This window comes from Azospirillum brasilense, from assembly GCF_008365405.1.
Lineage (GTDB): Bacteria > Pseudomonadota > Alphaproteobacteria > Azospirillales > Azospirillaceae > Azospirillum > Azospirillum brasilense_D.
In genome coordinates this window covers 248,016-269,709 of the sequence record NZ_QOKV01000005.1, presented here as the reverse complement: position 1 = coordinate 269,709, position 21,694 = coordinate 248,016, and the positions used below count along the sequence as shown (strand labels likewise).

23 protein-coding genes are annotated in these 21,694 nt (G+C 69.1%); 20 read left to right on the top strand and 3 right to left on the bottom strand.

Going from position 1 to position 21,694, the window contains the following annotated elements; all coding sequences use genetic code 11:
• Nucleotides 1-14 precede the first annotated feature (14 nt).
• A complete protein-coding gene (gene erpA / locus DS837_RS11620) occupies nt 15-383 on the bottom strand; it encodes an iron-sulfur cluster insertion protein ErpA (RefSeq protein ID WP_145623718.1) in 369 nt (122 codons plus the stop codon).
• 219 nt (nt 384-602) lie between these two features.
• Here erpA and DS837_RS11615 point away from each other — a divergent pair, with 219 nt between their 5' ends.
• From DS837_RS11615 to tatC, 11 genes are all read left to right on the top strand, one after another.
• Nucleotides 603-1,802, top strand: a complete 1,200-nt coding sequence (locus tag DS837_RS11615; RefSeq protein ID WP_149164880.1) for a deoxyguanosinetriphosphate triphosphohydrolase — start codon at nt 603-605, stop codon at nt 1,800-1,802.
• A 46-nt stretch (nt 1,803-1,848) separates the two neighbouring features.
• Nucleotides 1,849-3,609 carry an arginine--tRNA ligase gene (gene argS / locus DS837_RS11610; RefSeq protein ID WP_149164879.1) on the top strand — a complete coding sequence of 587 codons (1,761 nt, stop codon included), beginning with the start codon at nt 1,849-1,851 and terminating at the stop codon, nt 3,607-3,609.
• Nucleotides 3,606-4,517: an SPOR domain-containing protein gene (locus tag DS837_RS11605; protein WP_149164878.1), complete on the top strand. Its 912-nt coding sequence runs from the start codon at nt 3,606-3,608 to the stop codon at nt 4,515-4,517. The genes argS and DS837_RS11605 overlap by 4 nt, the downstream gene beginning before the upstream one ends.
• A gap of 73 nt (nt 4,518-4,590) precedes the next feature.
• Entirely contained in the window at nt 4,591-5,595 is a 1,005-nt protein-coding gene (gene nagZ, locus DS837_RS11600) for a beta-N-acetylhexosaminidase (RefSeq protein WP_247889875.1), read from the top strand.
• Between the two features lie 54 nt (nt 5,596-5,649).
• A complete protein-coding gene (locus DS837_RS11595) occupies nt 5,650-6,336 on the top strand; it encodes a site-2 protease family protein (protein ID WP_109072618.1) in 687 nt (228 codons plus the stop codon).
• A 4-nt stretch (nt 6,337-6,340) separates the two neighbouring features.
• Nucleotides 6,341-7,159: a segregation and condensation protein A gene (locus DS837_RS11590; RefSeq protein ID WP_149164876.1), complete on the top strand. Its 819-nt coding sequence runs from the start codon at nt 6,341-6,343 to the stop codon at nt 7,157-7,159.
• Nucleotides 7,156-7,809, top strand: a complete 654-nt coding sequence (gene scpB, locus DS837_RS11585) for an SMC-Scp complex subunit ScpB (RefSeq protein ID WP_149164875.1) — start codon at nt 7,156-7,158, stop codon at nt 7,807-7,809. Before DS837_RS11590 ends, scpB begins: the two co-directional genes overlap by 4 nt.
• 124 nt (nt 7,810-7,933) lie before the next feature.
• Complete coding sequence (locus DS837_RS11580) at nt 7,934-9,244, top strand: ABC transporter ATP-binding protein (protein ID WP_211102188.1); 1,311 nt, start codon at nt 7,934-7,936, stop codon at nt 9,242-9,244.
• 99 nt (nt 9,245-9,343) lie between these two features.
• Nucleotides 9,344-9,637, top strand: a complete 294-nt coding sequence (locus DS837_RS11575; protein ID WP_137141115.1) for a twin-arginine translocase TatA/TatE family subunit — start codon at nt 9,344-9,346, stop codon at nt 9,635-9,637.
• Between the two features lie 48 nt (nt 9,638-9,685).
• Entirely contained in the window at nt 9,686-10,222 is a 537-nt protein-coding gene (gene tatB / locus DS837_RS11570) for a Sec-independent protein translocase protein TatB (protein WP_149164874.1), read from the top strand.
• Nucleotides 10,223-10,244: 22 nt separating this feature from the next.
• Nucleotides 10,245-11,048, top strand: coding sequence for a twin-arginine translocase subunit TatC (gene tatC / locus DS837_RS11565; protein WP_149164873.1), 804 nt, complete (start codon nt 10,245-10,247; stop codon nt 11,046-11,048).
• A 13-nt stretch (nt 11,049-11,061) separates the two neighbouring features.
• Here tatC and DS837_RS11560 read toward each other — a convergent pair whose 3' ends face one another.
• On the bottom strand, nt 11,062-12,225 hold the full coding sequence (locus DS837_RS11560) for a GGDEF domain-containing protein (RefSeq protein ID WP_149164872.1): 1,164 nt from the start codon (nt 12,223-12,225) through the stop codon (nt 11,062-11,064).
• Nucleotides 12,226-12,410: 185 nt separating this feature from the next.
• On the opposite strand from DS837_RS11560, the gene serS reads away from it, so the two are divergent.
• From serS to DS837_RS11540, 4 genes are read left to right on the top strand one after another with little or no spacing between them, the layout of a single operon-like run.
• Entirely contained in the window at nt 12,411-13,676 is a 1,266-nt protein-coding gene (gene serS, locus DS837_RS11555) for a serine--tRNA ligase (RefSeq protein WP_149164871.1), read from the top strand.
• Nucleotides 13,676-14,458 carry a 5'/3'-nucleotidase SurE gene (gene surE / locus DS837_RS11550; RefSeq protein WP_149164870.1) on the top strand — a complete coding sequence of 261 codons (783 nt, stop codon included), beginning with the start codon at nt 13,676-13,678 and terminating at the stop codon, nt 14,456-14,458. Before serS ends, surE begins: the two co-directional genes overlap by 1 nt.
• A gap of 29 nt (nt 14,459-14,487) precedes the next feature.
• A complete protein-coding gene (locus DS837_RS11545) occupies nt 14,488-15,141 on the top strand; it encodes a protein-L-isoaspartate(D-aspartate) O-methyltransferase (protein ID WP_149164869.1) in 654 nt (217 codons plus the stop codon).
• Nucleotides 15,142-15,155: 14 nt separating this feature from the next.
• Nucleotides 15,156-16,439 (top strand): LysM peptidoglycan-binding domain-containing M23 family metallopeptidase, encoded by a 1,284-nt coding sequence (locus DS837_RS11540; RefSeq protein ID WP_149164868.1) that lies wholly within the window; start codon nt 15,156-15,158, stop codon nt 16,437-16,439.
• Here the strand turns inward: DS837_RS11540 and DS837_RS11535 are convergent.
• Nucleotides 16,396-17,253, bottom strand: coding sequence for an ATP-binding protein (locus tag DS837_RS11535; RefSeq protein WP_149164867.1), 858 nt, complete (start codon nt 17,251-17,253; stop codon nt 16,396-16,398). The genes DS837_RS11540 and DS837_RS11535 overlap by 44 nt on opposite strands.
• Nucleotides 17,254-17,392: 139 nt before the next feature.
• Here DS837_RS11535 and DS837_RS11530 point away from each other — a divergent pair, with 139 nt between their 5' ends.
• The 5 genes from DS837_RS11530 to DS837_RS11515 all read left to right on the top strand — a co-directional run bounded on the left by DS837_RS11530 (nt 17,393) and on the right by DS837_RS11515 (nt 21,623).
• Nucleotides 17,393-18,133, top strand: a complete 741-nt coding sequence (locus DS837_RS11530; protein WP_149164866.1) for a hypothetical protein — start codon at nt 17,393-17,395, stop codon at nt 18,131-18,133.
• Nucleotides 18,134-18,244: 111 nt separating this feature from the next.
• A complete protein-coding gene (gene yajC / locus DS837_RS11525; protein ID WP_149164865.1) occupies nt 18,245-18,616 on the top strand; it encodes a preprotein translocase subunit YajC in 372 nt (123 codons plus the stop codon).
• A 36-nt stretch (nt 18,617-18,652) separates the two neighbouring features.
• Nucleotides 18,653-20,251 (top strand): protein translocase subunit SecD, encoded by a 1,599-nt coding sequence (secD, locus tag DS837_RS32655; RefSeq protein ID WP_247889874.1) that lies wholly within the window; start codon nt 18,653-18,655, stop codon nt 20,249-20,251.
• Nucleotides 20,252-20,263: 12 nt separating this feature from the next.
• The gene (gene secF, locus DS837_RS32650) at nt 20,264-21,217 is read left to right on the top strand and encodes a protein translocase subunit SecF (RefSeq protein ID WP_237906041.1); all 954 of its coding nucleotides are present in this window, start codon (nt 20,264-20,266) and stop codon (nt 21,215-21,217) included.
• A 28-nt stretch (nt 21,218-21,245) separates the two neighbouring features.
• Entirely contained in the window at nt 21,246-21,623 is a 378-nt protein-coding gene (locus DS837_RS11515) for an Mth938-like domain-containing protein (RefSeq protein ID WP_149164864.1), read from the top strand.
• Nucleotides 21,624-21,694: the final 71 nt, after the last annotated feature.

The following is a 21,694-nucleotide window of genomic DNA, read 5'->3' as shown; positions in this document are numbered from 1 at the left end:
GAAAAAAGGACCCGTCAGGCGGCGAAGGAGTTGCCGCAGCCGCAGGAGGCCGTAGCGTTCGGGTTCTTGATCTGGAAGGCGGCCCCCATCAGGTCCTCGACATAATCGAGGGTGGAGCCAGCCAGCAGGTCCAGCGAGGCGTCGTCGGTGACGACCTTCACGCCGTTCTTCTCGAAGACATGGTCGTCCTCGTTCGCCGTGGCGTCGAAGGCGAAGCCGTACTGGAAGCCGGAGCAGCCGCCGCCCGACACCGTCAGGCGCAGCATCAGGGCCGGGTCACCCTCGTGCTCGATCAGGAAGGCGACGCGCTTGGCGGCGCTGTCGGACACGGCGAGAACGCGCGCACCCTCTTGCGCGGTGGCGGGAAGGGCGGTGTCGGGCATGGGACGGACCTCGGTGTTTCGCGGGGGTGTTTCGCGGGACAGACGACACGATGACGAATGTAAGGGTGCGTCCGCCTTTCGTCAAAGGCATGTCCGGCGAACTCATGCCTGACCTGCGGTTCGCCTGTGCCCGAATGCATGCTTGCGGCTGCCGGATGTCTCGGCGGGTCTCCGCCTTCGCCGTTGCACAGCGCGGTTTGCGTCGGTAGTGTCCGCGCCATGACGGCGGACTTCTTCCAGGATCGCCCGGCGCCCTATGGCTGCGACCCCGCACAGACGCGCGGCCGGCTGTTCCCGGAGCCGGAAAGCCCGACGCGCTCGTGCTACCAGCGCGACCGCGACCGCATCGTGCATTCCGGCGCCTTCCGCAAGCTGAAGTACAAGACGCAGGTCTTCGTCTATCACGAGGGCGACTATTTCCGCACACGCCTGACCCACAGCCTGGAGGTGGCGCAGATCGCCCGCTCGATCAGCCGCGCGCTGGGGCTGAACGAGGATCTGGCGGAGGCGGTGGCGCTCGCCCACGATCTCGGCCACACCCCATTCGGCCATGCCGGAGAGGACGCGCTGAACGCCTGCATGGCGCCCTATGGCGGTTTCGCCCACAACGACCAGACGCTGCGCATCCTGACGATGCTGGAGCGGCGTTACGCCGATTTCGACGGGCTGAACCTGACCTGGGAAGCGCTGGAGGGCGTGGTCAAGCACAACGGCCCGCTGCTGCCTCTTCGCGATGGTGAAAGGCTGCCGACGACCCTGGCCGCCTTCCAGGAGCGCTGCGACCTGGAGCTTCACACCAACCCGGGCGCCGAGGCGCAGGTGGCGGCCCTGGCCGACGACATCGCCTACAACAACCACGACATCGACGACGGGCTGCGCGCCGGCCTGTTCACGGTGGACGAGGTGGCGGAGCTGCCGCTGGTCGGCCCGGTGGTGCGGCAGGTCTGCGACCGCTATCCGGGGCTGGAGCGCTCCCGCCTGATCCACGAGACGATCCGGCGGATGATCAACAACATGATCGTCGACCTGCTGGCCGAGACGCGGGAGCGGCTGGACCGCCACCGTCCGGGCAGCGCCGCCGAGCTGCGCGCCCTGCCGGAGGCGGTCGTCAGCTTCTCCCCCGCGATGGTCGAGGCGCAGCGGCCCTTGCGCGCCTTCCTGAAACAGCGCATGTACCGCCATTACCGGGTGAACCGGGAAATGAGCAAGTGCAAGCGGGTGGTCACCGCCCTGTTCGACCTGTTCCTGGCCGAGCCGAACACCCTGCCGACGCAATGGCAGGAGGAGATCGCCAGACAGGGCGGGCACGGGGACCGGACAGTGCTGGCGAGGCTGGTCGCCGACTACATCGCCGGGATGACCGACCGCTACGCGCTCGCCGAATACGCCCGCCTGTTCGACATGGACGCCAAGACCTGAACGGCCAAGACCTAACCGGCCCAGACCTAAAGCAAGAATTGAACCGATGAACATCTTCAAGGTCTTCGAGAACGACATCCGCAAGCTGCTGGACGAGCTGGCCGCCGAGGGCCAGATCCCGGCGGGGCTCGACACCGCGCGCCTGACGGTGGAGCCGCCGCGCGAGGCGGCGCACGGCGACCTGTCGACCAACGCGGCGATGATCCTGGCCAAGCCGGCAGGCAAGCCGCCCCGCGCCCTGGCCGAGCTGCTGGTGGCGAAGCTGAAGACCCGCCCCGACGTGGCGAGCGCCGAGATCGCCGGTCCGGGCTTCGTGAACCTGCGCCTGACAGCCGACGTCTGGCGCGACCGCATCCGCGACGTGCTGACCGCCGGCACCGCCTACGGCGAGAGCGCGCTGGGCGGCCAGCGTCCGGTGAACGTCGAATACGTGTCGGCCAACCCCACCGGCCCGCTGCACGCGGCCCACGGCCGTGGCGCCGTCTTCGGCGACGCGCTGGCCGCGCTGCTGGAGAAGGCCGGCTACGCCGTCAGCCGCGAATATTACATCAACGACGCCGGCGCCCAGGTCGACGTGCTGGGCCGCTCCACCTTCCTGCGCTACCGCGAGGCGTTGGGCGAAGACATCGGCGAGATTCCGGCGGGCCTCTATCCCGGCGAGTATCTGAAGGAGGTCGGGCAGGCCCTGGCCGAGCGGGACGGCAACAAATGGGTCGGCGCGGACGAGGCCGACTGGCTGCCGGCCTGCCGCGACTTCGCCATCGCCACCATCATGGAATGGATCAAGGAGGACCTCGGCGTCCTCGGCGTCCGCATGGACGTCTACAGCTCCGAGCGCGCGCTGGTGAAGGCCGGGGCGGTGGACACGGCGCTGAAGGCGCTGGAGGACCGCGGCCTGATCTATGTCGGCGTGCTGGAGCCGCCGAAGGGCAAGAAGCCCGACGACTGGGAGCCGCGCCCGCAGACCCTGTTCAAGTCCACCGACTTCGGCGACGACGTCGACCGTCCGCTGAAGAAGTCGGACGGCTCCTTCACCTACTTCTCCAACGACATCGCTTACCACTACGACAAGCACCGCCGCGGCTTCGACCTGCAGATCGACGTGTGGGGCGCCGACCATGGCGGCTACGTCAAGCGCATGCAGGCGGCGACCACGGCGATCACCGAGGGCAAGGCGTCGCTGGACGTGAAGCTGTGCCAGCTCGTCCATCTGATGAAGAACGGCGAGCCGGTGAAGATGTCCAAGCGCGCCGGCACCTTCGTGACGCTGCGCGACGTGATCGAGGAGGTCGGCCGCGACGTCGTCCGCTTCATCATGCTGACCCGGCGCAACGACCAGACGCTGGACTTCGACTTCGCCAAGGTCGTCGAGCAGTCGAAGGACAACCCGGTCTTCTACGTGCAGTACGCCCACGCCCGCTGCCGCTCGGTCCTGCGCCACGCCGCGACGGCGCTGCCGAGGGCCGACCTGTCGCTGGCGGCGCTGGCCGCCAAGGCCAACCTTGCCCGTCTCGACAGCGAGGAGGAGATGGCGCTGGCCAAGCGCATGGCGACCTGGCCGCGTCTGGTCGAGTCCGCCGCCGAGGCGCACGAGCCGCACCGCGTGGCCTTCTACCTCTACGACCTTGCCAGCGACTTCCACGCCCTGTGGAACAAGGGCCGCGACGACACCAGCCTGCGCTTCCTGATCGACGGCGACGAGGAGGTGACGGTGGCCCGTCTGGCGCTGGTCAGCGCGGTCGCCACGGTGATCGCCTCCGGTCTCGCCGTGATGGGCGTGGAACCGGTGGAGGAAATGCGGTCATGAGGTATGAGGGCGATGTCAACCACGCCAGCGATCCCTACGGCACGCCGCCGCAGCGGGGAGGTCGGCGCGGTCTGCTCGGCCTCGGTCTGGCGGTGGTCGGCATCGTGGCCTTCGCCGGCGCGATCGTCGTCGTCTACAGCGGCAAGGGGCAGAGCACGCCGGACGGCGGCCCGCCGTTGTTGATGGCCGACAGCGCGCCGACCAAGGCCCGTCCGGAGCAGCCCGGCGGCATGGAAGTGCCGCACCAGGACAAGTTGGTGTACGAGCGGCTGAACGACCGCGGGTCGAAGTCACAGATCGAACGCCTGCTGCCGCCGCCGGAGGAGCCGCTGCCGCGGCCGGTCGTCGCTCCCCAGGTGCCTCCGTCGCCGACCCTGCCGGAGGCCCCCGCGGTGGCCCAACTGCCGCCGCCCCCGCCGGGTTCGACCACCACGGTCCCGCGCCAGGACGGGGAGGGAGCTGCGCCGCCCGCCGCCGCTCCGGCCCCGCCGCCCGCCGTAGCCGCAATTCCGGCTCCGCCGCCGGCGGCCAAGCCGGCTCCGGCTCCGCCGCAGGCCCAGACACCTCCTGCTGCGGCACCCGCGAAGCCCCAGCCCGCACCGCCGGTGGCCGCCGCCCCGGCTCCGCAGCCGGCCCCCGTTCCGGCGAAGGCGTCGGGTGGGGGAAACTGGCGCGTCCAGCTCGCCGCGGTGCGCAGCGAGGCCGAGGCCTCGACGGAATGGAAACGCCTGACCAGCCGCTACGGCGCGGCGCTCGGCGGGCTGTCGATGCAGGTCGCCAAGGCCGATCTGGGCGAGAAGGGCATCTTCTACCGCATCCAGGGCGTCGGCCTCGACGAGGAGCGCGCCAAGTCGGTCTGCGCCCAGCTCAAGTCCCAGAATGTGGGGTGTGTGGTTGTCCGTCCCTGATCCGGCTTTGCCGAACGCCCGAAACGCGTCCGGACCTCGTCGCGCGGCCCATCCTGCGCCTCACCGTGCGGTGGTGTTCGGCGCCGCCGGCACCGTGCTGACCGCGGACGAGCGCGCCTTCTTCCGCGACGCCGATCCGCTGGGCTTCATCCTGTTCCGGCGCAATTGCGACACGCCGGAACAGGTGCGTGCGCTGGTGGCAGAGATGCGCGCGGCGGTGGGCCGCGCCGACGCCCCCGTGCTGATCGACCAGGAGGGCGGTCGGGTGGCCCGCATGCGCCCGCCGCACTGGCCGGCTTTTCCGCCGATGCGCGCTTTCGGCGACCTTGCAGCCCGCGACGCCGCCGCCGGGCGGGAGGCCGCCCGCATCAACGCCCGGCTGCTGGCGCTGATGCTGGCGGACTGCGGCGTGACGGTGGATTGCGCCCCGGTCTGCGACGTGCCGGTGGAGGGCGCCCACGACATCATCGGCGACCGCGCCTTTTGCGGCGATCCGGCCCGCGTGGCGGATCTGGCGCGGGCGACCTGCGAGGGGCTGATGGCCGGCGGCGTGTTGCCGGTCGTCAAGCATCTGCCCGGCCATGGCCGGGCCTTCGCCGACAGCCACGCCGAACTGCCGGTGGTGGACGCCCCGCGCGCGGCGCTGGAGGCCACCGACTTCGCGCCCTTCCGCGCGTTGGCCGACATGCCGCTCGGCATGGTCGCGCATGTGGTGCTGAAGGCCATCGACCCGGACCAGCCCGCCAGCACCTCGGCGGTGGTGGTGCGCGAGGTGGTGCGCGGCGCCCCCATCGGCTTCGACGGGCTGCTGTTCAGCGACGACCTGTCGATGGGCGCGCTGGCCGGAGGCATGCGCGGCCGCGCGGAAGCGGTCCTCGCCGCCGGGCTGGACGTCGTGCTCCATTGCAACGGCGTGATGGAGGAGATGGTGGCGGTGGCCGAGGGCGTTCCGGCGATGGGCGCGGAAGCCGTCCGCCGTTGGGAGCGGGCAGAGGCGCTGCGCGGCCCGGCGCAGCCGGTGGACGCCGACGACCTGCGGGCGCGTCTGGCGGAATTGCTGGGAACGCCCCAGGTTTAGAGCCATGCTTAGGCTTCCCCGGCGAATTCGGGGGGCGCAACGGGAGAGATGCGCGTGCTGGAAGGTCTGATCGACCGCATACCGATGATCTTCGCGGTCGCCATCCCCGCGATCCTCGCCATCACGATGCACGAGGCGGCGCACGGCTTCGTGGCGATGTGGCGTGGCGACGACACGGCATGGCGGCTGGGCCGGGTGACGCTGAACCCGCTCCGCCACATCGACCCGCTGGGCACGGTGGTGTTGCCGGCGGTGATGTATTTCACCACGGGCTTCGTCTTCGGCTGGGCCAAGCCGGTGCCGGTGAATTTCGGGCGCCTGCACCACCCGCGCCGCGACATGGTGTGGGTGGCGCTGGCCGGGCCGGGGGTGAATTTCGTGCTGGCGCTGGTCTCGGCGATCATCTGGGGCTTCACCAGCCCGCAGGGAGGGGCGACCGAGATGTGGGTCCGCGCCGCGCTGGAGGTGTCGGTCCTGGTCAACGTCGTGCTGATGGTCTTCAACATGATCCCGCTGCCGCCGCTCGACGGCGGGCGCGTGGCCGTGGGCATCCTGCCCGACGCGCTGGCCTTCCCGCTGGCCCGGCTGGAGAAGTACGGCATGCTGATCCTGATCGGCGCCTTCTTCCTTCTGCCCTTCATCGGGCGGGAGCTGGGCATGGACCTCAGCGTCTTCTCCTGGGTGCTCGGCCCGCCGGTCGATTACATGATCGAGCTGATCCGCATCCTCAGCGGCAACTGACGGCATGGTCGGCAGGAAACCCCCGGATCATGAGGACGAGGGCGCCGAGGCGGCCAGCCCGGCGGAACAGCTCGTCCTCGTCCTGGACGGATTCGAGGGGCCGCTCGACATGCTGCTGGCGCTGGGGCGTGAGCAGAAGGTGGACTTGACGAAGATCTCCATCCTCCAGCTCGCCGACCAGTATCTCGCCTTCATCGCCGAGGCGCGGAAGGTGCGGCTGGAGCTGGCGGCGGACTATCTCGTCATGGCGGCGTGGCTGGCTTATCTCAAGTCCCGCCTGCTGATCCCGGAGGTCGAGGACGAGGAGCCGTCGGGCGAGGACATGGCGGCGGCGCTGGCCTTCCAGCTCCAGCGGCTGGAGGCGATGAAGGGGGCGGCGGCCAAGCTGTTCGCCCGCCCGCAGCTCGGGATTGACCGCTTCGCCCGCGGCGCGCCGGAGGATCTCGACATCCTGCGAAAGTCGGTCTTCCAGGTCACGCTCTACGACCTGCTGAAGGCCTACGGCGAGCACAAGAAGCGCCAGGAGGGCGGCGTCCTGCACATCGAGCCGGTGCGCCTCTATTCGCTGGAGGACGCGGTGCGCCGCCTGTCCGAGCTGCTGGGCCGCATGCCGGACTGGGCCACCCTGTCGAGCTTCCTGCCGGACGGCGTGCGCGGCGGGCTGCTGACCCGCTCGGCGCTGGCCGCCCATTTCGCGGCGACGCTGGAGCTGGCCAAGGCCGGCCGGGTGGAGCTTCGCCAGGACGGCGCCTTTTCCCCCATCTACGTCCGCCGGGCATCGCGCCGGCATGAGCACCAGCATGAGCAGGGCGACGAGGAATGAGCGGACCCGACGGCATGATCCAGGAGATCGACAACCCGGAGGAGGTCGAGCAGCGCTTGCGCGATCTGCGCCTGCTGGAAGCTCTGCTGTTCGCCTCCGCCGACCCACTGGACGAGGAGACCCTGGGCAAGCGGTTGACCCGCGACGCCGACGTCCGGGCGCTGTTGGAGGAATTGCGCGTCCATTACGCGGCGCGCGGGGTGAACCTGATCCGCACCGGCGCCGGCTGGTCCTTCCGCACGGCGCTCGATCTCGCGCCGCTGCTGCGGCCGGAGGAGGAGGTTTCCAAGAAGCTGTCCCGCGCCGCCATCGAGACGCTGGCGATCATCGCCTACCACCAGCCGGTGACCCGCGCCGAGATCGAGGCGATCCGCGGTGTGGCGACCAGCAAGGGCACGCTGGACATCCTGATGGAGAACGGCTGGATCCGGCCGGGCCGCCGCCGCGAGACGCCGGGGCGCCCGCTGACCTGGATCACCACCGACTATTTCCTCGACCATTTCGGGCTGGAGACGCTGCGCGACCTGCCGGGGGTGGAGGATCTGCGCGCCGCCGGCCTGCTCGATTCGCGGCCCGTGCTTCTGGGCATCGGCGGGGCCGGCCTGGAGGACGCGGAACCATCGGAAAACGCTGACGATTCCGATACCTGAGCGGAACGCTCGAAAATAAGAACCATTTGCATCGGGGTCGGCGCGCCGGTACTAAGGTCAATCGACCGCCATCAAACGACCCCCGGGCCGCTTCAGACTGGGACCGCCATAGACTGGGACTGCCATGGATCGTCCGTCCGTCACCCACGCCCGTTCTTTCTCCGCGACCGGAGACGCCGTTTCCGAACCCCGCCCGGCCGGCCTGCGCAATGCGCTGCGCGACAAGGCGTCTGCCCTGTTCAGCCGCGGGACCGATCCGCGGCAAGGCGCTCCCTGCGAGGCCGCGCCGGTCACGCTCCCGGCCAACGGGCGGCACCTCGACGCCTTCGGCCCGCAGGGCAGTGGCGCCGCCATTGCGGTGGAGGCCCTGGCGCTGAACGGCGTCACCCACCGCTACGGGCGCGTCGTCGCCGTTGACGACGTCAGCGTGACCATCGGGGCGGGGGAGATCGTCTGCCTGTGCGGCCCGTCCGGCTGCGGCAAGTCCTCGCTGCTGCGCATCGCGGCGGGGCTGGAGGCGGTGCAGACCGGCTCTGTCCGGATCGGCGGCACGGTGGTGGCGGACGAACGCGGCGCGGTCCCGCCGGAACGTCGCGGCGTCGGCCTCGTCTTCCAGGATTACGCGCTGTTCCCGCATCTGTCGGTGCTCGACAACGTGCGCTTCGGCCTGACCGCCCTGTCCGGCGAGGCGCAGCGCAAGCGCGCGTTGGAGTCGCTGGGGCAGGTCGGCATGGCTGGCTACGCCGATTCCTTCCCGCACCACCTGTCCGGCGGGCAGCAGCAGCGCGTGGCGCTGGCCCGCGCGCTCGCCCCGAACCCGGCGGTGTTGCTCCTCGATGAGCCCTTCTCGGGCCTGGACGCCCGGCTGCGCGAGCAGGTGCGCGACGAGACGCTCCACGTGCTGAAGCAGAACGGCGCCGCCACCATGCTGGTTACCCACGACCCGGAGGAGGCCATGTTCCTGGCCGACCGCATCGCGCTGATGCGCGCCGGCCAGGTTGTTCAGGTCGGCAACCCGGTGGACCTCTACACCCGCCCGGTCAACGCTTTCGCCGCCGAGTTCTTCGGCGAGGTCAACCGGCTGGCGGGCGTCGTGCAGAGTGGGGCGGTGGACACGCCGGTCGGTTCGATCCCCACAGAGATCGCGGAGGGCTCCGCCGTCGAGGTGCTGATCCGCCCGGAGGCGCTGAAACTGTCGGCACAGCCGGCCGCCACGGTTCCCGCCGGGGACCTGCCGGTCCTGGCGCGGGTGATGGCGGCGCGCCTGCTGGGGCGCACCAGCCTGGTCCATCTCGACGTGCCGGACGGGAAGGGCGGGTCGGTGCATCTGCACTCCCGCATGCCGGGCCAGTTCCTGCCCGCCGAACAAAGTCACGTTTCGGTGTGCATGGACCTGTGTCAGGCCTTCGTTTTTCCAGCCGGTGCACCCACTTAGTCGTTTGAGCGGTTCCGCCCGACCGATCGTTGCGGGAGGGGAACCTTTCTGCCATAGTGCCGCCCCGCCATTGGGCTGCCTGTTCAGGAAACGTGTGTCATGGGATTCTCCAGCGTCTGGCATTGGGTCATCGTCCTTCTGATCGTCCTGCTTCTGTTCGGCGCCGGCAAGCTGCCGAAGGTCATGGGCGACCTCGCCAAGGGCATCAAGAACTTCAAGGCCGGCCTGAAGGACGAGGAAGAGGGTGCTGCTCCCGGTGCCGACTCCAAGGTCCTGCCGAACCAGCCGGTTCCGCCGGCCCAGCCGGTGTCCTCGGTCCATCCGGTTCCGCCCGCCCCGGTTCCGCCCGCTGCCGACCCCGGCGTGAAGAAGGACGAGACGGCCCGCACCTGACCGTCCGGCGCCCTTCATTCCCGCGCCGCTTCGAAAGGCTGAGGAGCCATGTTCGACATCGCATGGTCGGAACTGATGGTCATCGCGGTCATCGCCCTCGTGGTGATCGGCCCGAAGGACCTGCCCAAGGCCATCTACACCCTGGGAAAATGGGTGAAGAAGGCGCGCGTCGTCGCGCGCGATTTCCAGGGCCACATCGACGACATGATGCGCGAGGCGGAGCTTGACGAGCTCCGCAAGGAGGCCCTGAAGGTCCGCGATACGAACCTCCAGAAGATGGTCGAGAACACGATCGATCCGAAGGGGGAACTGAAGGGCGCCTTCGACGTGGGGGCCAACCTCGGGGCTGACGGCTATCACGGCAGCCCGCCGGAGGATGGCCCGACCCCGACGATCGCTTCCCCCGTGCCTCCCGTCGGATCGCCGCAGGTGACGGCGGCCCAGCCGCAGCCGGCGACCGAACCGCCGGTCACGGCCCCGCTTCCTCCGGCTCCGCCCGCGGAGTTCGTCCCGGCCCCGGCCCAGCCGCCGGTTCCGGCCTCCGCCGACACCGCTGCGGCGGCAACCACGAACAAGCAGGCGTGACCCAGTGTCCGGCGAAACGCGCATGACCGGCGAGTCCGACGACGAGCTCGAAGAAAGCAAGATGCCGCTGATCGACCATCTGGTCGAGCTGCGCAACCGGCTGATGTACGCGACGCTGGCGATCCTCATCGCCTTCTTCGTGTGCTACGCCTTCTCGGACCGCATCTACAACTTCCTGGTCCAGCCCCTGGCCGACATCCTGGCCGGGCAGGGGCGGCGGATGATCTACACCGGCCTGACCGAAGCCTTCTTCACCTATGTGAAGGTGGCCTTCTGGGCCGGCTGCTTCCTGTCCTTCCCCATCGTCGCCAGCCAGATCTGGATGTTCGTCGCGCCCGGCCTCTACAAGCACGAGCGCAAGGCCTTCCTGCCCTTCCTGGTGGCCACCCCGATCCTGTTCTTCCTGGGCGGGGCGATGGTCTATTACTTCATCTTCCCGCTGGCCTGGCGCTTCTTCCTCGGGTTCGAGTTCCACCCGGGGATGGACGCCGGCGCCCTGCCGATCGAGTTCGAGGCCCGCGTCAGCGAGTATCTCGGCCTCGTGATGCACCTGATCTTCGCCTTCGGTCTGGCCTTCCAGCTTCCGGTCCTGCTGACCCTGCTGATCCGCGCCGGCCTGTTGACGACGGAGACTCTGGCCGCCAAGCGGCGCTACGCCATCGTGTTCGTCTTCGTCGTCGCGGCCATCCTGACCCCGCCGGACGTCATCAGCCAGGTCGGCCTCGCCATCCCGCTGCTGGCGCTCTACGAGGTGTCGATCCTGATCGGCCGCCGCATCGAGAAGACGCGCGGCGACGCGGACGAGACGGAAGCGGAGCAGGCGTAAGGCCCTTTGCTCCTTACGCCGTCGCTTCGTCGACCATCACCTGATTGCGGCCGTTCCGCTTGGCCCGGTACAGGGCCAGGTCGGCGGCCGCCAGCGCCGCGTCGAGATCCTCGCCGCTGCGGCAGGCGGCGATGCCGATGCTGACGCTTGCGGCGATCTCCTGACCTTGGAAGGGCAGAGGCCGTGCCGCCACGTCGCGCCGCAGCGCCTCCGCCAGCGTTGCCGCTCCGGTGCGGTCGGTGTCGGGAAGCAGAAGGCAGAACTCTTCCCCGCCATAGCGCCCGAACAGGTCGGTGCGGCGCAGCCGTGCCGTGACGGTCTCGGAGAAAAGCCGGAGAAGCGCGTCGCCGGCCAGATGGCCGAAGGTATCGTTGACCCGCTTGAAGCGGTCGAGGTCGAGCAGCAACAGGGTAAGCGGCGCCCCATTGCGCTGCGCCCGCGCCAGTTCCCGCTCGGCATGCTTCAGGAAGGCCCGGCGATTGTAGGCGCCGGTCAGCGGGTCGATGGTGCCGATGCGGTCCAGGTCGGCCTGAAGCCGCTCGCTGGTCATGGCGAGGAAGCCGAAGCCCCATCCGGTGACGGCCAGGATGGCTTCCAGGAACCCGGCGCTCTGCACCAAGCTGGGGGTCAGAATGCCATCCACAGGCCCGCCGATCGCCGTCAGGACGGCGCGTCCGGAGACGAACAGGGCATGGGCCAGGAACACCAGGGCGGTGACCCGCTGCGCCCGCCGAGGCTTGTCCGCCGCCGCCATCCGCCACAGATTGAGGGCCGCCAACAGCGACAGGGCGGCAATGCCCGCGGACCCGATCAGGATGCGTGCCGTCACGTCATTCGTCATCACCACAAACCACAGATTGCCGGCGGTCAGCGCGGCGAGCAGAGCCAGCCCGCTCCGCCAGGGTATGGACCATCCGGCGAAGCTGCGCACCCCGAACCAGTTCAGCAGATAGGAGGCGGCCACCATGGCGTTGCTCAGCGGGATCACGGCGGCAGGGGGCCAGACCCCGTAAAGCAAGACAAGAGCCAATCCACCGGCTCCGACCAGCGCTCCCCCCGCCCAATAGGCCAGCGCGGTGATGTGGCGGTGCGCTTTCCAAGTCAGAAAAGCGGCGATGGACAGCAGAACGCCGATGCCCACCAGGGCGATGATGAGAGTGCGGGTGTCGAGGATCATGTCCGGAGTGGGGAGGGCAGGGATCGATTCCGGGGTTCTGCACGCATTCGCATTCCCGGCGCCACCGATAAGTATAGGACACCAATCATTTCAGGGTCTTTCCCATCGGTGCGGCTCCGCCTCTGGACCTTCATCCGGCGGCGGACTATAACCAGCCTCCCACCCATTCCGTATCGCCGTGAGCCATGCACGACCTTCGCGCCATCCGTGAGAACCCCGAATCCTTCGACCGCGGCCTCGCCCGCCGGGGCCTTGAGCCGGTGTCGCCGACGGTGCTGGACCTCGATTCGCGCCGCCGCGCCGCGCAGACCCAGCTGCAAGAGATGCAGGCGCGCCGCAACGAGGCGGCGAAGGAGATCGGCCTTGCCAAGCGGGAGGGCCGCGACGCCCAGTCGCTGATGGACGAGATGGCGCAGCTCAAGGAGCGGCTGCCCCAGGTCGAGGAGGAGGAGAAGGCGCTGGGCGCCGAGTTGGACAGCCTGCTCGCCTCCATTCCGAACTTGCCCGCCGACGATGTGCCGGAAGGCCCGGACGAGACCGCCAATGTCGAGATCCGCCGCTGGGGCGAGCCGAAGGCCATCGCCGACGCCAAGCAGCATTTCGAGCTGGGCGAGGCGCTCGGCCTGATGGATTTCGAGGCGGCCTCGCGCATGTCCGGCGCCCGCTTCACCGTCCTGAAGGGCGGGCTGGCCCGGCTGGAGCGCGCACTCGCCGACTTCATGCTGGACATCCACACCGGCGAGCACGGATACACCGAGATCGCGCCGCCCCTGATGGTGCGCGACAACGCCCTGTTCGGCACCGGCCAGCTTCCGAAGTTCGAGGAGGACCTGTTCCGCACGGGCGATCACTATCTGATCCCGACCTCGGAAGTGCCGCTGACCAACCTCGTCAACGACCAGATCGTGGCGACGGAGGAGCTGCCCCACCGCTACACCGCGCTGACCCCCTGCTTCCGCGCCGAGGCCGGATCGGCGGGGCGCGACACCCGCGGCATGATCCGCCAGCACCAGTTCTGGAAGGTCGAGATGGTCAGTGTCACCGCGCCGGACCAGTCGGAGGCGGAGCACCTGCGCATGACCCAGTGCGCCGAGACCATCCTGCAACGGCTGGAACTGCCCTACCGGGTGGTGACGCTGTGCACCGGCGACATGGGCTTCTCCGCCCGCAAGACCTTCGACATCGAGGTCTGGCTGCCCGGCCAGAACATGTACCGCGAGATTTCGAGCTGTTCGAACTGCGGCGACTTCCAGGCCCGCCGCATGAAGGCGCGCTGCCGCTCGAAGGGCGAGAAGCAGACGCAGTTCGTCCACACGCTGAACGGCTCGGGCGTGGCGGTCGGTCGCTGCCTGATCGCGGTGCTGGAGAACTACCAGCAGCCCGACGGCTCCATCCTGGTTCCCGAAGCGCTCCGGCCCTACATGCGCGGGCTGGAAAGGATCACCGCCTGATGTTCGATCATCCGCTCGACCTGTCGAACGCGCGCATCCTCGTCACCAACGACGACGGCATCCACGCGCCGGGCCTGAAAGTGCTGGAGGCCATCGCCCGCTCCATTTCCGACGACGTGTGGGTGGTGGCGCCGGAGATGGAGCAGTCGGCGGCCAGCCACTCGCTGACCATCAACCGGCCGCTGCGGCTGCGCCAACTGGACGAGCGGCGCTACACAGTGGACGGCACGCCGACCGACTGCGTCCTGCTGGCCGTCAACCACATCATGAAGGATGCCCGTCCGACGCTGGTCCTGTCCGGCGTCAACCAGGGCTCCAACATCGGCGAGGACGTGACCTATTCGGGCACCATCGCGGCGGCCATGGAGGCGACCCTGCTGGGCGTTCCGGCCATCGCGCTCAGCCAGCACTATGAGAATCGCGCCCAGATCGACTGGTCGGCGGCGGAGCGCTGGGGGGCGGAGGTGATCCGCAAGGCCGTCTCCACGCCCTGGCCGAAATACGTCCTGCTGAACGTGAACTTCCCGGCCTGTCCGGCCGACCGGGTCACCGGCATCCAGGTCGTCCGCCACGGCAAGCGCAAGATCGGCGACGAGCTGGTGGAGCGTGTCGATCCGCGCGGCAAGCCCTATATCTGGATCGGGACGCTGCGTGGCGAGGCCGACGTGGCGTCCGACACCGACATCCATGTGGTCTTCCATGGGGGTATTTCGGTGACGCCGGTCTATCTGGATCTGACGCACACGCCGACGCTCCAGACCCTGCGGCACGCGTTCGAATGAGGTTTGTCTCCGAGGTGAATGGATAGAATGTGACGGTCGAGGCACGCAAGATCCGGCTTCTGATGGCGTTGCGCCGCAATGGCGTGACCGACACCCGGGTTCTGGCCGCGATCGAGCGAATCCCGCGCGAGCGCTTCGTCCCTGACCCCTTCCAGGATCAGGCGTGGGAGGACACGGCGCTTCCCATTGACCTCGGCCAGACCATCAGCCAGCCGCTGATCGTGGCGCTGATGACCCAGGCGCTTGAACTGGGGGAACGGCAGACGGTGCTGGAGATCGGCACCGGCTCCGGCTATCAGGCGGCGGTTTTGTCGCGGCTGTGCCGGCGGGTCTACACCGTCGAACGGCTGCGCCCGCTGCTGACCGAGGCGGAGGCTCGATTCCAGGCGCTGCGCCTGAACAACATCACGACCCGCCACGGCGACGGGACGAAGGGCTGGCCCGAACAGGCGCCGTTCGAGCGCATACTGGTCACGGCCGCCGGAGGCCCCGATGCGCCAAAGGACTTGACGGATCAGCTCGCCGTTGGTGGTGTCATGGTCATCCCGCTGGGGGGCGACTACCGCGGCCAGCGGGTCGTCCGCATCCGGCGGACCGAAACCGGTCTTACACGGGAGGACTTGTGGCCCGTCCGCTTCGTACCGTTGCTGTCCGACCCTCCGTCCCCGCCAGGAACGGAGTAGCCGACCCGTTCGGCGTGACATCCAGCGTAGTTGGGCGCGCCCTCCTCGCGGCGCTTGTGGTGATCCCGCTGCTCGCCGCCTGCCAGCAGCGCACCGGCGATCTGGCACCGGTCACCTCGGTGTCCAACACCCCGGATTCCATCGGCGGCGCGGTGATCGTGCAGCGCGGAGACTCCGCCTATTCGCTGTCGCGGCGCTACAACGTGCCACTGCGCGATCTGCTGGAGGTCAATCACCTGTCGCCGCCTTATCAGTTGCAGGTGGGGCAGCGTCTCGTCCTGCCGGTGTCGCGCCAGTACATCGTCCAGCGCGGCGACACGCTTTACGGCATCTCCCGCATGTTCAGCGCCGATATGAGCGAGCTGACGCGTCTCAATGGCCTGACCGCGCCCTACGCCGTGCAGGCCGGGCAGCCGCTGCGCCTGCCGGGTGGTGACGCTCCGGGCGGCACCGCTGTGGCCCAGACCCCATCCTCCAGCGCGGGGGCCGCCGTCGGCGGCGTGGTGGCCTCGGCACCGGTCAAGCAGGTGTCGCGCGGGTCCATCCAGGCGGCGGAGCTGCCACCTCCGGGCGCCGCTGCGCCGGCCCCGGTGGAAAGCCCCTCGCAGACCGCGACCGTCCTCGCCCCGGTGCCCGGCGCCAAGCCGGCCGCCGCGCCGGAAGTGGCGACCGCGGCGCCCCTCTATCAGCCGGGGCAGGCTCCGACCTCGCTGCGCCCGCCCGGCCAGAAGCCCGCCGTTCCGGAGCCGGCACCCGCGCCGCGTGTCGTCGAAGCCGCTCCGGTCCCGCCGCCGCCGCCGGCGCCGGCCCAGGAGGTCGCCGCCGCTCCGCCCCCGCCGCCAAAGGCCGCGGAGCAGGCGACGCCGCAGCGCGCCACCGGGCGCCTGCTCTGGCCGGTGAAGGGCAAGGTGATCTCGACCTTCGGACCGAAGCCGGACGGTCTGCACAACGACGGCCTGAACATCGCCGCCAGCAAGGGAACGACGGTGGTCGCCGCCGACAACGGCGTGATCGCCTACGCCGGCAACGAGCTCCGCGGCTTCGGCAACCTGCTGCTGGTCAAGCATTCGGACGGCTTCATCACCGCCTACGCCCATCTCGACCGCATCGACGTGGAGCGGGGCGTGGCGGTCAAGCGCGGGCAGGCCATCGGCACGGTCGGCCAGACCGGATCGGTGACGAGCCCGCAGCTTCACTTCGAACTGCGCAAGGGCAGCCAGGCGGTCGACCCGCGCGACCGCATGGAGCCGCGGGTCACCGAAGGGGCTTCTCCAGACGGCCAGCCAGGTCCTGGATGAACTGCCAAGCCACCCGGCCGGAGCGGCTGCCGCGGGTCACCGACCATTCCACGGCCTCGGCCCGCAGCTGCTCCGCCGGGATGTCCAGCCCGAAGCGGGCGGCGTAACCCTCGATCATCGCGAAGTAGGTCGGCTGGTCGCAGTTGTGGAAGCCCAGCCACAGGCCGAAGCGGTCGGACAGCGACACCTTCTCCTCGACCGCCTCCGCCGGGTTGATGGCGGTGGAGCGCTCGTTCTCGATCATGTCGCGCGGCATCAGGTGGCGGCGGTTGGAGGTGGCATAGAACACCACATTCTCCGGACGCCCCTCGATCCCGCCCTCCAGAACGGCCTTCAGCGACTTGTAGTGCGCGTCGTCATGGTCGAAGGACAGGTCGTCGCAGAACAGGATGAAGCGGCGCGGCTCGTCCTTCAGCCGGGCGAGCAGGCGGGGCAGGGTGGGGATGTCCTCGCGGTGGATCTCCACCAGCGCCAGCGTGCCGGGATGCTCCTGGGCCACCGCGGCATGCACCGACTTGACCAGCGAGCTTTTGCCCATGCCGCGCGAGCCCCAGAGCAGGGCGTTGTTGGCCGGCAGGCCGGTGGCGAAGCGGGTGGTGTTGTCCAGCAGGATGTCGCGCTGCCGCTCGACGCCGCGCAGCAGGCCGATCTCGACCCGGTTGACGGCGGGCACGGGCTCCAGCCGGTCGGGATCGGCGTGCCAGACGAAGGCGTCGGCAGCGCCGAGGTCCAGCCGGCCCGGCGGCGGCGGGGCGAGCCGTTCCAGGGCCTCGGCGATGCGGGTGAGCAGGGGCAGCAGGTGGGCGTCCGACATCGTGTTCCTTTGCAAGGCGCTTCTTCCGGTTTCGTTGCGCCGACCCTAACCCGCAAGCGCGCCGCCGGACAAGGAGGCGCGCTTGCGGGGGAGGCGTGCGCGCCGCTATGGTGCGCCAAGCGCGAAGCGAGGGCCGGCCATGCACGCAAAACGTTCCACCGATCTCCCGAAACCGGCGGGGAGCGCCGCCCATGTGCTGCGGCGGCTGGAGGAGACGCCGCTTCGCGAGGACCCCTTTCCGCATCTGGTGGTGCCGGACGCCCTACCGGCCGACCTTTACGCCCGCGCCGTCGCCCAGTGGCCGAGGTTCGAGGCGCTGGCCCTCCTGCAAATGGACAGTCTTCCTCAGCGCTATCAGATGGTCCTGAGCGACCGCAATCTGAGGGAGATGGAGCCGGAAGCCGGAGCGATCTGGCGGGAGGTCCGCGATTCCCTGTTCGGGCCGGAAACCCTGACACGGCTGGCGCCGCGCTTCCCTTCGCTCGCCGCCAAGCTGGAAACGTCCGTCGCGGCCCGGCCGGCCATGGTCTACGCGCGGCTGGTCGAAGACCATGCGGGCCACGCCATGCTGCCCCACACCGACGTCTTCGGCACTTTCCTGTCCATGCTGCTCTACATGCCGGCGGACGGCCGCCGTCCCGATCTGGGAACGGCGCTGTACCGGCCCCGCGACCCGTCCTTCACCGCCAACGCCGGGCGCTCGACCGAGCGGTTCCCGCGCGAGGGTTTCGAACTGGCCGGCACCGCGCCCTTCCTGCCGAACCATCTGCTGGCCTACGCACCCTCCGACCGTTCCTTTCATGGGGTGGAGCCGGTGGAGGCGCCCTGCACGCGCCGCTTCCTGCTTCTCTTTGCCGTGATGGACAGCCGCAGCCCTTGAAGCCCGGCAGGCGTACCCCTATTCCATTGCATCGACGGCCCGGACCGTTATAGTCCCCGCGTCCGCGAGCGCCCGCTGCGCCTTCGGAACCAAACCACAGGGAGCCTCCAGATGTTCGTTTCGACGGCCTATGCACAGACCGCCGCGCCCGCCGCCGGTGGGGCCGACATGATCGTGCAGTTCCTGCCGCTGATTCTGATTTTCGTCGTCTTCTATTTCCTGCTGATCCGTCCGCAGCAGAAGAAGATGAAGGAACACAAGGGCATGCTGGAGTCCATCCGTCGCGGCGACCGCGTGGTGACCGGCGGCGGCATCATCGGCACGATCACCAAGGTCGGCCCGGAAGACGAGCTGCAGGTCGAGATCGCCGAGAACGTCCGCGTCCGCGTCATGCGCTCCACCGTGAATCTCGTGCTGTCGAAGTCCGAGCCGGCCAAGAGCGCCGACGATAAGGCTGACGAGAAGGTCGTGGACCGCAAGTAACGCGGTTCTCCGGTAGCGAACGGGACTGGTTTACGAATGCTGTATTTTCCGCGCTGGAAGATTTTTCTGATCGTCGCGATCTGCGTGCTCGGGACCATCCTCACGCTGCCGAATTTTTTCAGCCGCGAGACGTTGTCGGCCCTGCCGAACTGGTACGCGCACAACCGGGTCAACCTCGGCCTCGACCTGCGCGGCGGGTCGCACCTGCTGCTCGAGGTGGACATGGGCGCGGTCATCCGTGACCGCGTCGAAGGTCTGGTCGATTCGGCGCGCACCCAGCTGCGCAACGACAATGTCGGCTACACGGCGATCAACCCGGGCGACCGCGGCATCACCGTGCAGCTCCGCGACCCGGCGCAGGCCGACACGGCGGTGCGGGCGCTGCGCCAGCTCGCCAACACCATCGGCGGCGGACCGCTCGGCGGCGGCCAGCCCGACCTGGAGGTCACCTCCGGCGGCGGCGTCGTTACCGCCCGGCTCAGCGAGATCGCCCTGCGCGAGCGCGCCACCCAGGCCATCGAGCAGTCCATCGAGATCGTGCGGCGCCGCATCGACGAGACCGGCGTCAACGAGCCGACCATCGCCCGCCAGGGCGCCGACCGCATCCTGGTCCAGCTTCCCGGCGTCGAGGACCCGGACCGCGTGAAGCGGCTGCTCGGCACCACCGCGAAGATGACCTTCCGTCTGGTCGACATGAACGCCGACCCGAGCGCCGGCCGCGCCCCTCCGGGCACCGACATCCTGCCCTCGGCGGAAGGCGGGCGGGCGCAGAGCGCCTACGTCATCCGCAAGAAGGTCGAGGTGGACGGCGCCAACCTGACCAACGCCACCGCGGGCAGCAACCCGCAGACCGGCGAGTGGGTGGTCAATTTCGAATTCGACAGCATCGGCGCCCGCCGCTTCGCCGACGTGACCCGCGCCAACGTCGGCCGGCCCTTCGCCATCGTGCTCGACAACAAGGTCATCAGCGCTCCGGTGATCCGCGAGCCGATCACCGGCGGCCGCGGCCAGATCAGCGGCAGCTTCACCGCCGCCGACGCCAACGATCTCGCCGTCCTGCTGCGCGCCGGCGCGCTGCCGGCCCCGCTGAAGGTGATCGAGGAGCGCACGGTCGGCCCCGACCTCGGCGCCGATTCGATCCGCGCCGGCCTGATGTCGGTGGGGATCGGCTTCGTGCTGGTCTGCGCCTACATGATCGCCGCCTACGGCCTGTTCGGGGCCTTCGCCTGCTTCGCCCTGCTGGTCAACACCGTCCTGACGCTGGCCGCGCTGTCGCTGCTCCAGGCGACGCTGACGCTGCCGGGCATTGCCGGCGTCCTGCTGTCGCTCGGTCTTGCGGTCGACGCCAACATCCTGATCAACGAGCGCATCCGCGAGGAAACCAAGAAGGGCCGCGGCGTCTTCGGCTCCGTCGAGGCCGGCTTCAGCCGCGCCTATTCCACCATCGTGGATGCCAACCTGACCACCGCCATCAAGATGGCCATCCTGTTCGTGCTGGGCACCGGCGCGATCAAGGGCTTCGCCGTCACCATCACCTTCGGCATCCTGATTTCGCTGTTCACGGCAACCGTGCTCGTGCGTCTCATGATGGTCAGTTGGCTGCGCAAGACGCGGCCGGCCGCCCTGCCGGTGTAAGAGGTCATTCCCATGTTCCGGCTTCGTCTGGTCCCTGACAACACCAACATCCAGTTCATGCGCGGGCGACACGCCGGCCTGATCGTGTCGGCGTTCCTGTCGATCGCGTCGGTGGTGCTGTTCTTCTATCCCGGCCTGAACTACGGCATCGACTTCCGCGGCGGCATCGTCATCGAGGCGCGCACACCGCAGGCCGCCGACTTCGCCTCGCTCCGCCACACGCTCGGTCAGCTCAACATGGGGCAGGTGGCGTTGCAGGAGTTCGGCTCGCCCCAGGACGTGCTGATCCGGCTGGAGCGCCAGCCGGGCGACGACGCGGCGCAGCAGGTGGCCGCCGACAAGGTGAGGGCGACGCTCGCCCAGGAGATCCCCGGCACCACCGTGCGCCGCGTCGAGGCGGTCGGCGCGTCGGTCAGCGGCGAACTGTTCTTCAACGGCATGCTGGCGCTCGGCCTCGCGCTGCTGGCGATGCTCGTCTACATCTGGTTCCGCTTCGAATGGCAGTTCGGATTCGGCGCCATCGTCACGCTTCTTCTGGACGTGACGAAGGTGGTCGGCTTCTACGCGATCACCGGAATGCAGTTCAACCTGACGGCCATCGCGGCGATCCTGACGATCATGGGCTATTCGACCAACGACAAGGTCGTGGTCTATGACCGCATGCGCGAGAATCTGCGCATCTACAAGAAGATGCCGCTGCGCGAGCTGATCGACCGCTCGATCAACGAGACGCTGAACCGCACGCTGGGCACTTCCATGTCGACGCTGCTGTCGATCCTGCCGCTGGCCTTCTTCGGCGGCGAGGCGTTGCAGGACTTCGGCATCGTGCTGATCTTCGGCATTTTCCTGGCGACCTCCTCGTCCATCTTCATCGCCGCCCCCATCTTGCTGTTCCTGGGCGAAAACCGGCTGCGCCGCAACGCGCCGGCGGAGAACGCGGCCCCGGCCGCCAACCCGACGCCCTGATCGACAAAAAAGCAGGAACGGACAAGAGATGGCGGACATCACGCCGATCATCCCGTCGGACCGTCAGGTCATCGACGGGTACGGGGACGGGCAGTTCTGCGTGTCCGGGCAATGGCGCACCGGGGCGGTGGTGGTCCTTCCCGACCGCACGCAGCCCTGGCGCCCCCAGGACTTCGCTGCCCTGACGGCGGAGGATTTCGCCCCCGTCATCCAGGCCGAGCCGCGGGTGGAGTTCCTTCTGCTCGGCTCCGGCACACGGATGCAGCTTCTGCCCAAGGCTCTGCGCCAGAGCCTGCGCGACGCCGGGCTGGTGGTCGAGGTGATGGACACCGGTGCGGCCTGCCGGACCTACAACGTCCTGCTGGCCGAAGGCCGGCGGGTGGGGGCGGCGCTGCTGCCGGTGTGACGGCGTAAGCCAGCCGAACGAAAAAAGGCCCCCGATCGGGGGCCTTTTCCGTTCTGGCGATCCGGGGAAGG

Excerpts from the sequence above, each read along its gene's own strand:
- DS837_RS11580 (WP_211102188.1), top strand. The coding sequence starts at position 7,934 with ATGGATCGTCCGTCCGTCACCCACGCCCGTTCTTTCTCCGCGACCGGA.
- DS837_RS11535 (WP_149164867.1), bottom strand. The coding sequence starts at position 17,253 with ATGTCGGACGCCCACCTGCTGCCCCTGCTCACCCGCATCGCCGAGGCC.
- tatC (WP_149164873.1), top strand. The coding sequence starts at position 10,245 with ATGACCGGCGAGTCCGACGACGAGCTCGAAGAAAGCAAGATGCCGCTG.
- yajC (WP_149164865.1), top strand. The coding sequence starts at position 18,245 with ATGTTCGTTTCGACGGCCTATGCACAGACCGCCGCGCCCGCCGCCGGT.
- serS (WP_149164871.1), top strand. The coding sequence starts at position 12,411 with ATGCACGACCTTCGCGCCATCCGTGAGAACCCCGAATCCTTCGACCGC.
- erpA (WP_145623718.1), bottom strand. The coding sequence starts at position 383 with ATGCCCGACACCGCCCTTCCCGCCACCGCGCAAGAGGGTGCGCGCGTT.
- DS837_RS11575 (WP_137141115.1), top strand. The coding sequence starts at position 9,344 with ATGGGATTCTCCAGCGTCTGGCATTGGGTCATCGTCCTTCTGATCGTC.
- DS837_RS11530 (WP_149164866.1), top strand. The coding sequence starts at position 17,393 with ATGCACGCAAAACGTTCCACCGATCTCCCGAAACCGGCGGGGAGCGCC.
- argS (WP_149164879.1), top strand. The coding sequence starts at position 1,849 with ATGAACATCTTCAAGGTCTTCGAGAACGACATCCGCAAGCTGCTGGAC.
- DS837_RS11615 (WP_149164880.1), top strand. The coding sequence starts at position 603 with ATGACGGCGGACTTCTTCCAGGATCGCCCGGCGCCCTATGGCTGCGAC.
- secD (WP_247889874.1), top strand. The coding sequence starts at position 18,653 with ATGCTGTATTTTCCGCGCTGGAAGATTTTTCTGATCGTCGCGATCTGC.
- DS837_RS11560 (WP_149164872.1), bottom strand. The coding sequence starts at position 12,225 with ATGATCCTCGACACCCGCACTCTCATCATCGCCCTGGTGGGCATCGGC.
- scpB (WP_149164875.1), top strand. The coding sequence starts at position 7,156 with ATGAGCGGACCCGACGGCATGATCCAGGAGATCGACAACCCGGAGGAG.
- secF (WP_237906041.1), top strand. The coding sequence starts at position 20,264 with ATGTTCCGGCTTCGTCTGGTCCCTGACAACACCAACATCCAGTTCATG.
- DS837_RS11515 (WP_149164864.1), top strand. The coding sequence starts at position 21,246 with ATGGCGGACATCACGCCGATCATCCCGTCGGACCGTCAGGTCATCGAC.
- DS837_RS11590 (WP_149164876.1), top strand. The coding sequence starts at position 6,341 with ATGGTCGGCAGGAAACCCCCGGATCATGAGGACGAGGGCGCCGAGGCG.
- surE (WP_149164870.1), top strand. The coding sequence starts at position 13,676 with ATGTTCGATCATCCGCTCGACCTGTCGAACGCGCGCATCCTCGTCACC.
- DS837_RS11605 (WP_149164878.1), top strand. The coding sequence starts at position 3,606 with ATGAGGTATGAGGGCGATGTCAACCACGCCAGCGATCCCTACGGCACG.
- tatB (WP_149164874.1), top strand. The coding sequence starts at position 9,686 with ATGTTCGACATCGCATGGTCGGAACTGATGGTCATCGCGGTCATCGCC.